Here is an 11826-nt window from a genome sequence, read left to right as displayed (position 1 = left end):
CCGCGCCCTTCGCCCAACGGGCCGCGATCCGGTTCCGGCCGAGGTTCCGGCTCCCTGGGGACAGGCCGTGCGACCAGAGGATCGCGACCGGGCTTCGGTCGCGTCGCCGTCGCGCAGAGGACGGCTGCTGCTGCGGCCAGATGCTCGTGCTCGGGTCTTGGCGGCGGTCCCGGTCGCCGGGGCCGCCCGGGGTTCGCACCGGTTCGGAGGGCGGGGTTGGTCCTAGGCTCCGGTCCGACGTCGCAGCAGCAGGGGACTCCCATGGCCACCACCAGCACCACCGATGTGCCCTCGGCCCGGCCGGCCTTCGGGCCGCTCGCCCTCGCCGGCTTCGCCTCGCTCGGCGGCGGCGCCATCCACGCCGCGGCCATCGGCGTGCACAGCGAGCACCAGGCGGCCGCTCGCACCTTCGCCGTGCTGGCCCTGCTGCAGCTGGGGTGGGGCGCCCTCGCCCTCGTGGCCCGCCGACGCTCGGTCGCGGTGGTGGGCCTGCTGATCAGCGCCGCCGCCGTGGGTGGCTGGGTGCTGGCCAAGACGCGTGGGATCGGGTTCATCGACGGCCTCGGCGAGGTCGAGGGCATCCAGTGGCCCGACTTCCTGGCCGCCGCCCTGGCTGCGGCGGCCGTCGTGCTCACGCTCCGAACCTTCGTGGCCGGCGCCCGCAGCCCGCACCCCACCCGGCTGGCCCTGAACGGCTTCGGCGTCGGCGTGGTGGCCCTGGCGATGCTCGGCATGGTCCAGTCCGGCACCCACGTCCACGCCGAGGGCACCGCCGGCCACAGCCACGGGGGCACCGAAGCCGCCGGGGCCAGCGCCGGCCACCGCCACGCCGCCGGCGCCGAGGCCGCCACCACGCCGTACGACCCCACCAAGCCCATCGACCTGTCCGGCGTGGCGGGCGTGACCCCGCAGCAGCAGGCGCGAGCCGAGAACCTCATCGCCATCACGCTGGACCGGCTCCCCAAGTACGCCGACGTGAAGACCGCCGAGGCCGACGGCTTCTCGTCGATCCACGACTCCATGACCGGCCACGAGCACTTCGTGAACTGGGCCTACCTCGACGACGGCCACGTCCTCGACCCCGACCGGCCCGAGTCGCTCGTCTACCAGGTCGAGCCGAACGGCGGCCGGAAGCTGGTCTCGGCCATGTTCATGCTGGCGCCGGGCTCCACGCTCGACGACGTGCCCGACCTGGGCGGGTCGCTCACCCAGTGGCACATCCACGACGACCTCTGCTACTCCGCCACCGACCCGCCCCGCGTGGCCGGCATCACCTCGGTGGGCGGCACCTGCCGGCCGCCGCTGCGCAAGCTCAAGCCGGTCCCGATGATCCACGTGTGGATCACCAAGCACCCGTGCGGCCCGTTCGCCGCCCTCGAGGGCATCGGCGCCGGCCAGGTCAAGGCCGGCGAGACCACCGCCTGCGACCACGCCCACGGCGCCTGACCTGAGGCGGTCTGTCGCCGCCGGGTGACGGGCAACCACGGCGTAGTGGGTTGGGGTCTGGTCGCCCGGGCGACCGGGATCCAGCCCGGTCCGGTGCGGAGCGGCGCTCAGGCGTCGACGATGCGGGCGAGGGCCTCGGCCACGGCCTCGCCGTCGAGGTCGACCACGAGGGGGACGGGGCCGGCGTCGGGGCCGGCCACCACGAGGCGGCCCACCCGCACCAGGTCGTCGAGCGCGGTGCGGTCGGCGATGGGGTCGAAGTCCACCCACAGCACGTCGGCCTCGGGGTCGTCGGGGTCGTCCTCGGTGACCGTGCCGGCGTCGTCCACCAGGGCCGGCCACACCTTCACCCGCACCCGCTGGTCGCCCACCCACGCGCCCAGGCCGGCGGTGGTGACGTCCCAGCCGAACACCAGCCGGTGGCCCTCGGGCGCCTCGTGGAGCCCGGCCTGCAGCACGGCGAGCGCCGCCGGCTCACGGCTCGGGTCGACCTCGACCACCACCGCGGTCAGCCGGTCGGTGTCCACCAGGTAGCTGCGGCGCACCGGGAGGGCGCCGGCGCCGGGGACCGGGTCGGTCACCAGCTGGCGCGGTCGGCCTTGCAGACGACGCAGAGGTCGGTGGCGGGGAGCGCCTCGAGGCGGGCGTCGCCGATGGGGTTGCCGCAGCGGCTGCAGGTCTTCCAGTCCTTGGTCTCGGCGCGCTTCTTGGCGGCATCGATGACCTCGAGGAACAGGTTGTCCTCGGCGATGCGGGCCCGGATGCGGTCCCGCTCGAAGCGGGTGAGGTCGCCCTCGGAGCCGCCCTCGTCCTCGCCGGCACCGACGTCGCTCGCCGCCTCGGCCGGGTCGAGCTCCTCGTAGGTGGCCTCGAGGATGGCGATGGCCGCCTCGGTCTCGGTCCGGAGCTGGTCGAGGTGGGCGCGGTGCTGGGCGACGGTGAGCGAGCTGGACATGCCTGGGACTACCTCTTCGAACGTTCGGGGAGCGGGGAACCTACCGCTTTCGCGTCCGCTTTCCCCACCTTTGGCGGGTGACGTGCGTCGTCGGCCCCCTGACGTGGCCTCAGTCGACCAGGGCTTGCAGCACCAGCGCCTTCAGCTGGCTGCGGATGGGCCAGGTGCTCGAGGGCAGCAGCTGGGTCAGGAACACCGCTGTGACGTCCTCCGCCGGGTCGACCCAGAAGGTGGTGCTCGCCGCGCCACCCCACGTGTACTCGCCCACCGAGGCGAGCACGCGGTTCTTCACCGCGTCCTGGGTGACGGCGAAGCCGAGGCCGAAGCCCACGCCGTCGTAGGTGGTCTCGGAGAACAGCTGGCGGCCGAACTCCTCGAGGTCGACGCCGCCGGGCAGGTGGTTCTGCGTCATGTAGGCGACGGTCCGGTTCGACAGCAGCCGCACGCCGTCGAGCTCGCCGCCGCGGCGCAGCAGCCCCACGAAGCGCAGGTAGTCGGCCGCGCTCGACACCAGCCCGCCGCCGCCGGAGAGGAAGTCCGGGGTGCTGTGGGCGACGGGGCCGATCTCGTCGAAGCGCGTGGCCCGCTGCTCGGCGCCGGGCACGTAGAGGCCGGCGAGGCGGTGGCGCTGGTCGTCGGCCACGGAGAAGGCGGTGTCGACCATGCCGAGCGGGCCGAGGATGCGCTCCTGGAAGAAGGCGTCGAGGCTCTGGCCGGAGACCACCTCAACGAAGCGGCCCAGCACGTCGCTGGCCACCGAGTAGTTCCACTCGGTGCCCGGCTGGAACAGCAGGGGCAGGCCGGCCCACACCGCGCACGCATCGGCCAGCGTGGCGCCCTTCGGGGCGCCGAGGTCGTAGCCGGCGTCGCGGTACGCGCCGTCGACGGGGTGGGCCCGGTGGAAGCCGTAGGTGAGCCCGGCGGTGTGGGTGAGCAGGTGCCAGACGCGGATGGGCTCGGTGGCGGCCTCGGTCTCCATGGCGTCGCTGCCGCCGCCGGTGTACACCCGGAGGTCGGCGAACTCGGGCAGCCAGCGGGAGATGGGGTCCTTCAGGGCGAAGCGACCCTCCTCGTAGAGCATCATCGCCGCCACCGAGGTGATCGGCTTGGTCATCGAGTAGATGCGGAAGAGGGTGTCGGCCTCGACGGGGAGGTCGGCCTCGATGTCGCGGTGGCCGTAGGTGGACAGGTGGGCCAGCTTCCCGTGGCGGGTGACGGCGATGAGCCATCCGGGCAGCTTGCCGTCGTCGACGTAGCGCTGGAACGCCGTGTCGACCCGCCCGAGCCGGGCGGCGTCGAAGCCGACCTCACCGGGCTCGACCTCGACCTGCAGCTGCGCCATCGCCTCGTCCTCCTCCGCGCCCTGACCCGGCGGTCAAGTCCGGCCGGGACCGTACCCCGCGCTCAGGGCGAGCGGAGCCCGAGCGAGCGGCCCAGGCCGGTCGCGCTGTGGGCGAAGAACGCATCCCGGTCGAAGATGACGTTCTGGTACTGGCCGAACAGCTCGAAGCTGACCATGCCGAACGTGGCGCTCCAGACCACGATCGCCTGGGCCACCACCGGCGGGGCGACGCCCGGGAAGAGGAGGTCGATGGCGGCGGCCAGGTCCTGCTCGACCGAGGGGGGCAGGGGAGCGGTGGTGCCCACGGCCGCCGGGTCGAGGGCGTCTGCTGCGGCGGCGTCGACGACGATGGCGGCCAGCACGCCCACCGCACGGGTGGCGTGGGCGATGGTGTCGACCGGGGCCTGGTAGCCGGGCACCGGGGTGCCGTAGACGAGGGCGTAGCGGTTGGGGTCGTCGAGGGCCCAGCGCCGCACGGCACCGCTGGCCGCCAGCCAGCGGCCGAGGTGGTCGGCCCGGTCGACCGCTCGCTCGGCGGTCTCGACCGCCTCGCCGATGCTGTCGTAGGCGTCGATGATCAGGGCGGTCAGCAGTTCGTCGCGGCTGGCGAAGTACCGGTACACGGCCGACGAAGCCAGGCCCAGCTCGCGCGCCACCGCTCGCAGCGACAGCCCGCTCGGCCCGTCGGTGGCCAGGTGCCGTCCCGCGACCTCCTTGATGCTGGCCGTGAGCTCCGCCCGCGCCTTCGCCCGCTTCCCCGTCGGCTCGTCCACGCCCGCCACCCTAGGCCGCTCCGAGAGCACCGCTCTCTGATCTCGAGGCTGGTCGGCCGGGTAGGTAGGCGGGGTGCCCGTGCTCCCGACCCTCGCCATCGGCCGCCTCTCGGCGGACCGGGCGGCTCGCCTGCTCGCCGTCGCCGGGGCCGCCGAACCCACCTATGGGCCAGTGGGCCTGCTCCTCGACGCCGACGCAGCAGCCCGGGCCGACGTGCACGAGGAGCGAGAGGTGGGTCGCGGCCGCGCCGACTTCGCGCGCCGTCTCCTGCTTCCGGTCGCTGGCCCCGCAGCGAGCCGTGGCCACGGTGTGGCCGGCCGACGCCACGGCGGAGGCCGACACGACGGTGCTGGTGGCGCTGCGGTTCGGCCCGCTCACCGTCGTCGCCGCCAACCGGATCGCCGCGGTGGTGGACGAGCCGCGCCGGTGGGCCTTCGCCTACGCCAGCCTGCCCGGCCACGCCGAGGTGGGGGAGGAGGCCTTCGCCGTCGAGCACCGCGCCGATGACACCGTGTGGGCCGTCGTGGCGGCCACCGCCCACATCGCCCTGCCCGGCCACCGCTTCCTCCAGCCGGTGTTCGCCCCGCTGCCCCGCCGCTTCGCCCGCCGGTACCTCGCCACCGTCGCCGCTGCCGTGCGGCCCTGACCCGACGCCGCCGAGCGCGTGGCACGCTGACGGCCGCCCACCGCCCCGACCCAGGAGCCCGCCATGCCCCCCCGCCACCGCTCAGCTCGCCGGCAAGGTCGCCCTGATCACCGGGTCCACCAGCGGCATCGGCGAGGCCATCGCCCGCCACTACGCCGACCACGGGGCGTCGGTCCTGCTCAACTCGGTGCGGTCGGTCGAGGCGGGGGAGCGCATCGCCGCCGAGCTGCCCGACGCCCTGTACGTCCAGGGCTCCATCGCCGAGCCCGGCGTGCCCCAGCGCCTCGTCGACGCCGCCATCGAGCGGTGGGGCCGGCTCGACGTGCTGGTCAACAACGCCGGCACCACCCGGTCGATCCCGCACGGCGACCTCGACGCCGCCTCGCTGGAGGTGTGGCGGGAGATCTTCGAGACCAACGTCTTCGGCACGTGGGAGCTCACCCGGGTGGCCGTCCCGCACCTGCGCGCAGCAGGGCAACGTCGTGATGATCACGTCGTTGGCCGGCGTCCGCCCCACCGGCAGCTCGGTGCCGTACGCCTCGTCGAAGGCGGCGCTCAACCACCTCACCCACCTGCTGGCCAACGCCCTCGGTCCCGACGTGCGCGTCAACGCCATCGCCCCGGGCCTGGTGGCCACCCCCTGGACCGAGGACTGGGACGACATCCACGCCGCCGTCGGCGCCATGGCCCCCATGAAGCGCAGCGCCACCCCCGCTGACATCGTCGAGCTCGCCCTGGTCCTCGCCACCAACACCTACGTCACCGGCGAGGTCATCGTGGTCGACGGCGGCCTCAACCTCCGCTGACCGTCGCCAGAGCGAGTTCGACCCTTCGGGTGACCATCTCCGAACGGGTGTTCGGGTAGTCGTCCTCCATGACCGACGCCCAGCAGCAGCTTCCCGAGATCGACCCCAAGCTCGAGGGCTCCAACCTCGAGAAGGACCCCGACGACTGGACCACCGGCGACGAGCCGATGACCGGCGCCCAGGCCAGCTACCTGAAGACCCTCAGCGACCAGGCCGGCGAGCCCTTCACCACCGACCTCACCAAGGCCGAGGCCTCCAAGCGCATCGACGCCCTCCAAGACGAGACCGGCCGCGGCACCACCTGACTCGTCGAACGTCGAACCCTCGAACCCCCGGAACTTGTCGCAGTCGTCGACCGTGGTGTCGGCCAACTGCGACGGGTTCGTGGTGGTCGGCGAGGGTGGCGGGCGACGTGATCGGCCGCACCCCCGGAACTTGTCGCACTTGTCGACCGTGGTGTCGGCCAACCGCGACAAGTTCGAGGGGTTGGTGCGGTCCAACGGTCGCAACGGCGACGGTCGTGGCATCATCCGACCATGCGACGTGACGAGCTCCTGGGCCGGTTCGACCTGACCGAGCGGACGGTGGTCGTGACGGGCGGCAGCCGCGGGATCGGGCGGGCCATGGTGCTGGGCTTCGCCGCCCTCGGCGCCAACGTCGTGGTGGCCAGCCGCAAGGCCGAGGCGTGCGACGCCACGGTGGCCGAGGTCGAAGCCGAGGGCGGCACGGCGCTGGCCGTGCCCACCCACGTCGGTGACCTCGATGCGCTGTCGAACCTGGTGGCGGCCACCGTGGAGCGCTTCGGTGGCATCGACGTGGTGGTGAACAACGCCGCCAACGCCCTGACCCAGCCCATCGGGTCGATCACGGCCGAGGCGTGGCAGAAGTCGACTGACGCCAACGTGAGGGCCGGGCTGTTCCTGGTGCAGGACGCCCTGCCCCACCTCATCGCCAGCGACCACGCCGCGGTCATCAACCTGGTGAGCTGCGGCATCTTCACCAGCGGCCAGGGCATGGCCATGTACCTGGCCGGCAAGAGCGCCGTGATGTCGCTGACCCGGTCGATGGCCGCCGAGCTGGCCCGCCACCAGATCCGGGTCAACGCGCTGGCGCCCGGCGTGATCGACACCGACATGGTGCGCAACAACCCGCCGGAGTTCCAGCAGCTGATGATCGCCGGCCAGCCCATGGGCCGCATGGGCCAGCCCGACGAGCTGGTGCCCGCCGCCGCCTTCCTGGCCAGCGATGCGTCGAGCTTCATGACCGGCCAGTGCCTCGTCGTCGACGGCGGCCAGACCACCCACTGAGGAGCCACCCGTGACCACCGTGTGCACCGAGCTGCGAGACGACGGCATCGCCGTCGTCACCCTGGACCGGCCCGATCGGCTCAACGCCCTGTCGGTGACGCTGCTCACCGACCTCAAGGCCGCGTTCGCGGTGCTGCGCCACGAGCGTGCCGCCCGGGTGGTGGTGCTCACCGGTGAGGGCCGGGGGTTCTGCGCCGGCACCGATCTGAGCGGGGCCCGCGACCCCGCGCCCGATGCCCAGGGCCGGGGCCCGGTCGGCCAGATCTACCGGACCCAGCAGCACGTGGCCGAGGCGATCCTCGCCGTCCACGAGTGCCCCAAGCCCGTGGTGGCCGCGGTCCACGGCCCGGCGGTGGGCGGCGGGCTGGCCCTGGCCCTGGCGGCCGACCTGCGGGTGGCCACGGCGAGCGCCAAGTTCGGTGCCGTCTTCATCAATGTCGGTCTGTCGTCGTGCGACGTCGGGGTGAGCTACCTGCTGCCCCGCGCCGTCGGGCCCACCCGAGCGGCCGAGCTCATGCTCACCGGCCGCCACTTCAGCGGCGACGAGGCCTTCGCCTTCGGCATGCTCAACGAGCTGGCGCCGGAGGGCGAGGACCTCGACCGGGCCCTGGCACTCGCCGGACAGGTCGCCCGCCAGCACGAGTTCGGCCTCGAGTTCACCAAGTCCGGCCTGCACGCCGCCATCGATGCCCCGTCACTGCGCCACGCCATGGAGCTGGAGAACCGGACCCAGGCGCTGGGCTCCTTCGGTGGGAACTTCGGCGAGGCCATGGCGGCGTTCGTCGACAAGCGCCCGCCCGAGTGGCAGCCGATGTGACCGACGCCGCGGGTTTGGACACCTCCGGCTGCTTCAACGGTTTGTAGAGTCGACCGGTGACCCTGGCCGCCCCCGATCCCGCCGTCGATCCGACGGTCGATGCCGGCGGCGCCGCCGGACCGGGGGTCGGCGGTCTCTGGTCGCCCGAGCGGCGGGGGCTCACGGTCGGCCTCGTCCTGACCATCACGCTCGTGGCCTTCGAGTCGCTGGCCATCGCCACGGTCATGCCCGACGTGAAGGACGACCTGGGTGGCCTGGGCCTCTACGGCTGGGTCTTCAGCGGCTTCTTCCTGGCCAGCCTGCTCGGCATCGTGGTCTCGGGGCAGCTCGCCGACCGGCGGGGGCTCGCGCTGCCGTATGCCGCCGGCCTCGTGCTCTTCGCCATCGGGCTGGTGGTCGGCGGCGCCGCCCAGTCGATGCCGATGCTGGTCGCCGGCCGCCTGGCCCAGGGCTTCGGCGCCGGGGCCATCCCGGCCGTGGCCTACGCCGCCATCGGCCGCGGCTACCCGGCGGCGCTCCGCCCCCGCATGTTCGCCACCATCTCCACCGCGTGGGTGGTCCCCGGCCTGGTCGGGCCGGGCATCGCCACCGTCGTCGAGCACGCCTTCACCTGGCGCCTGGTCTTCCTCGGGCTGCTGCCCATCGTCCTCGTCGCCGGGGTGATGGCGGTGCCGGCCCTGCGAGCCCTGGGCTCGCCGGTGGAGCTCGTCGACGGCGTGCGCCCGGTGACCGACCCGGTGGTGGCCGCCGACGATCGGCGCCGCCTGCGGCTCGTGCTCCTGCTGGTGCTCGGCGTGGGCGCCGTGCTGGCCGCCACGGCCGATGCCCCGCTCGCCGCCGCGATCCCCCTGGGGGTCGTGGGCCTGCCGCTCGCGGCGTGGGCCTTCGTGGGCCTGGTCCCGGCGGGCACCGTGCGGCTGGCCCCCGGCGTCCCCGCCACGGTGGCTGTCCGGGGCCTGCTGACGTGCGCGTTCTTCGCCGGCGACGCCTACGTCTCGCTGGCCATCACCGACGGCCGGGGCGCCGCCATCTGGGTCGGCGGGCTGGCGCTCTCGGCCGGCTCGATCACCTGGAGCACCGCCTCCTGGATCCAGGCCCGCCTGATCGACCAGCACGGCCCGCGTCGCCTCGTCGGGGCGGGCCTGGTGATCATCAGCGCCGGCATCGCCCTCATGCTGGGCGTGGCGCTCGGCCTGCCGGTGTTCCTCGGCGTCGTGGCCTGGGGCGTCGGCGCCTTCGGCATGGGCCTGGCCTACTCGCCGCTCTCGGTCACCGTGCTCGGCGCCGCCGCGCCCGGTGAGGAGGGCGCCGCCAGCGCCGCCCTCCAGCTCTCCGACACCCTCGGCGTGGCGGTCGGCACCGGCCTCGGCGGCAGCATCATCGCCTTCGGCGACGCCGGCGGCTGGGCCGTCAGCAGCGGGACGGCGGTGGTGTTCGCCGCCGCCCTCGCCGTGGCCCTGGCCACCCTCGCCGCCTCCCGCCGCCTCCCCACCTCCGTCCCCCAGCACACCCCAGCCTGACCCGCAGCGTCGCCTATCAGCTGCGCCGCTCGAGCCCTGGGGGGTGCCCAACGCGCCGGGGCGCGGTTGCCTGGGTCTGGTGCTCATGCTGGCCCGCCACGACCTCGTCTCGGGCCGGGTTGAGGTGCTTCCTCGCTGCGTCCCTATCGCCTGAGCTGATGCTGCGCAGATCCGCCCAGAGCGGTCAGTTGCCGCAAGGTGTGTGCACTTCACGCTTCTCAGCGCGGTCAAGTGCACGAACCTCGGAGCGCACCCCACCACCAACCGCCCGAAGCGGACGAACGGTCAGCCGAAGCGAGCGCCCAGAGCTCTGCGACCAGCCCAAGGCTCGGCTCCGCCGTCGGCGCGCCCTTCAGAACCCTGAGCGACCCGGCGGTCCCGGTCCGATCGAGGACGTGAGCATCGACCCGCTCAGGATGGGGCGAAGGCTGGTGCACCTGTGCACACATGAGCACAGGTGCACCAGCCTTGCGCCGAGCATCCCGGCCATCCGGCTCAGCCGGGCGAGCCCGGCGAGCGAGCAACGTCAGTCGCTGACGAACTGGTCGCGGAGGTCGCGCTTGAGGATCTTGCCGGCAGGGTTGCGCGGGAGGGCCTCGGTGAAGGTCATGACCTTGGTGGGGACCTTGAAGCCGGCGATGCGGGCCTTGAGGAAGGCGGTGAGCTCGTCGGGGTCGATGTCCATGCCGGGCCGGGGCACGATGGCCGCCGCCACCTCCTCGCCCAGCCGCTCGTGGGGCACGCCGAAGACGGCGGCCTCGTAGACGGCCGGGTGCTCGTAGATGGCGGCCTCGACCTCGGCGGAGTACACGTTCTCCCCACCGCGCAGGATCATGTCCTTCGCCCGGTCCTCGATGTAGACGAAGCCCTCGTCGTCGACCCGCCCGAGGTCGCCGGTGTGGAGCCAGCCGTCGACGAACGTCTCGGCGGTGGCCTCGGGGCGGTTCCAGTAGCCACGGATGAGGTTCGGGCCCTTCATGCAGATCTCGCCCCGCTCGCCGACCGGCACCGGCTGGTCCTGGGCGTCGCGGATCTCGATCTGGAGGATGGGGGTGGCCCGCCCGGTGCTGGTGGGGTGGGTCTCGTAGTCGGTGCCGCTGTTGCCGGGGCCGTAGGCGTTGGTCTCGGTCATGCCGTAGCCGATGTTGGGCTTGGCGGCCTTGAAGCTGTTCGACACCCGGCTCACCAGCTGCGGCGGGGCGGGGGCGCCGCCGCCGCCCACCGAGGCGAGCGAGGACGTGTCGTACTTAGCGAAGTCGGGGTGCTCGAGCAGGTCCCAGCTCTGGGTGGGGACGCCCACGAAGTTGGTGACCTTCTCGCGCTCGATGAGCTCGAGCGCTCGGCCCGGGTCCCACTTGTGCATGATCACCAGCTTGAGACCGGAGGCCAGCGAGCCCAGGAAGACGGGCACGTTGCCGGTGACGTGGAACAGCGGGACGATGAGGATGAACACCGGCGAGCCGGTGCGGCCCGAGCCCTCGGCGGGGCGGCGCAGCGAGTCGATGGCCACCTTGCAGCTGAACCCCATGAGGGCCTGCAGGACCGCCCGGTGGGTGGACACCGCGCCCTTGGGCCGGCCGGTGGTGCCCGAGGTGTAGAGGATGGTGGCGTCGTCGTCGGGGCCGATCTCCACCCGCTCGGGCACCACGCCGGTGGCCACGACGTCGTCCCACCGGTCGACGGCACCGCTCGCCGCGGTGTCGCCCAGGCGCACGCCGATGGTGGCCACGCCCAGGCGAGCGGCGGACTCGCGGGTGCGCTCCACCCGCTCGACGTCGGCCACGAGCACCTTGGCGCCGGAGTCCTCGAGCCCGTAGTCGAGCTCGTCGGCGGTCCACCAGGCGTTCATCGACACCACGACGGCGCCGATCGACAGCGTGGCGAGGTAGGTCATGATCCACTCGGGGTAGTTCCGCATGGCGATGGCCACCCGGTCGCCCTTGGCCACGCCGTAGCGCTGCTGGAGCACGGCGGCCAGGCCGTCGGCGGCTGCGTAGACCTCGTCGTAGCTGTACGTCTCGTCCTCGTAGACCAGGAACGGGGTGGCGCCGTAGCCCCGGGTCAGGTCGAAGAGGTCCCGCAGGCTGGCCGGCACGCCCTTGAAGGCGGTGTAGGCCACGCCTCGCACCTCGATCTGCTCGGTCTCGTACCGCTCGCCGGGTGCGGTGAGCTGGGCAGCGGCGTCGTCGTAGCTGAGGGTCACGGTGGGGGAG

11 protein-coding genes and 1 pseudogene are annotated in these 11826 nt (G+C 73.3%); 7 read left to right on the top strand and 5 right to left on the bottom strand.

The annotated features are described in order from the left end of the window. Positions 1-261: 261 nt before the first annotated feature. Positions 262-1446 carry a hypothetical protein gene (locus tag KSP35_RS06555; RefSeq protein ID WP_217000097.1) on the top strand — a complete coding sequence of 395 codons (1185 nt, stop codon included), beginning with the start codon at positions 262-264 and terminating at the stop codon, positions 1444-1446. A 107-nt stretch (positions 1447-1553) separates the two neighbouring features. On the opposite strand, the gene KSP35_RS06550 is transcribed toward KSP35_RS06555, so the two are convergent. From KSP35_RS06550 to KSP35_RS06535, 4 genes are all read right to left on the bottom strand, one after another. Further along, a complete protein-coding gene (locus KSP35_RS06550) occupies positions 1554-2027 on the bottom strand; it encodes a hypothetical protein (protein WP_217000094.1) in 474 nt (157 codons plus the stop codon). Next, positions 2024-2401, bottom strand: coding sequence for a TraR/DksA C4-type zinc finger protein (locus KSP35_RS06545; RefSeq protein ID WP_217000091.1), 378 nt, complete (start codon positions 2399-2401; stop codon positions 2024-2026). Before KSP35_RS06545 ends, KSP35_RS06550 begins: the two co-directional genes overlap by 4 nt. Before the next feature lie 109 nt (positions 2402-2510). Further along, positions 2511-3743 (bottom strand): serine hydrolase, encoded by a 1233-nt coding sequence (locus tag KSP35_RS06540; RefSeq protein ID WP_254127017.1) that lies wholly within the window; start codon positions 3741-3743, stop codon positions 2511-2513. Positions 3744-3805: 62 nt separating this feature from the next. Then, positions 3806-4516: a TetR/AcrR family transcriptional regulator gene (locus KSP35_RS06535; protein ID WP_217000088.1), complete on the bottom strand. Its 711-nt coding sequence runs from the start codon at positions 4514-4516 to the stop codon at positions 3806-3808. A 299-nt stretch (positions 4517-4815) separates the two neighbouring features. On the opposite strand from KSP35_RS06535, the gene KSP35_RS24075 reads away from it, so the two are divergent. The 6 genes and pseudogenes from KSP35_RS24075 (at position 4816) to KSP35_RS06505 (ending at position 9613) form a co-directional block, all read left to right on the top strand. Then, positions 4816-5163: a DUF1990 family protein gene (locus tag KSP35_RS24075; protein WP_254127016.1), complete on the top strand. Its 348-nt coding sequence runs from the start codon at positions 4816-4818 to the stop codon at positions 5161-5163. 103 nt (positions 5164-5266) lie between these two features. Continuing rightward, positions 5267-5969 (top strand): annotated as a pseudogene (locus KSP35_RS06530) (SDR family NAD(P)-dependent oxidoreductase). A gap of 68 nt (positions 5970-6037) precedes the next feature. After that, positions 6038-6274 carry a DUF3072 domain-containing protein gene (locus KSP35_RS06520; RefSeq protein WP_217000078.1) on the top strand — a complete coding sequence of 79 codons (237 nt, stop codon included), beginning with the start codon at positions 6038-6040 and terminating at the stop codon, positions 6272-6274. Between the two features lie 231 nt (positions 6275-6505). After that, on the top strand, positions 6506-7276 hold the full coding sequence (locus KSP35_RS06515) for an SDR family NAD(P)-dependent oxidoreductase (protein WP_217000075.1): 771 nt from the start codon (positions 6506-6508) through the stop codon (positions 7274-7276). Between the two features lie 10 nt (positions 7277-7286). Next, positions 7287-8093, top strand: coding sequence for an enoyl-CoA hydratase/isomerase family protein (locus KSP35_RS06510; RefSeq protein WP_217000073.1), 807 nt, complete (start codon positions 7287-7289; stop codon positions 8091-8093). A gap of 56 nt (positions 8094-8149) precedes the next feature. Next, positions 8150-9613 carry an MFS transporter gene (locus tag KSP35_RS06505; protein WP_217000071.1) on the top strand — a complete coding sequence of 488 codons (1464 nt, stop codon included), beginning with the start codon at positions 8150-8152 and terminating at the stop codon, positions 9611-9613. Positions 9614-10139: 526 nt separating this feature from the next. Here the strand turns inward: KSP35_RS06505 and KSP35_RS06500 are convergent. Further along, entirely contained in the window at positions 10140-11816 is a 1677-nt protein-coding gene (locus KSP35_RS06500) for a class I adenylate-forming enzyme family protein (RefSeq protein ID WP_217000069.1), read from the bottom strand. Positions 11817-11826 lie beyond the last annotated feature (10 nt).

It is taken from the genome of Aquihabitans sp. G128 (assembly GCF_019048865.1).
GTDB lineage: Bacteria > Actinomycetota > Acidimicrobiia > Acidimicrobiales > Iamiaceae > Aquihabitans.
Note: the sequence above shows the minus strand (reverse complement) of the source record. Positions and strands in the feature narration are given on the sequence as shown.

What these genes read in the sequence shown, in the direction of transcription:
- KSP35_RS06555 (WP_217000097.1), top strand. Translation starts at nt 262, where the DNA reads ATGGCCACCACCAGCACCACCGATGTGCCCTCGGCCCGGCCGGCCTTC.
- KSP35_RS06545 (WP_217000091.1), bottom strand. Translation starts at nt 2,401, where the DNA reads ATGTCCAGCTCGCTCACCGTCGCCCAGCACCGCGCCCACCTCGACCAG.
- KSP35_RS06540 (WP_254127017.1), bottom strand. Translation starts at nt 3,743, where the DNA reads ATGGCGCAGCTGCAGGTCGAGGTCGAGCCCGGTGAGGTCGGCTTCGAC.
- KSP35_RS06520 (WP_217000078.1), top strand. Translation starts at nt 6,038, where the DNA reads ATGACCGACGCCCAGCAGCAGCTTCCCGAGATCGACCCCAAGCTCGAG.
- KSP35_RS06515 (WP_217000075.1), top strand. Translation starts at nt 6,506, where the DNA reads ATGCGACGTGACGAGCTCCTGGGCCGGTTCGACCTGACCGAGCGGACG.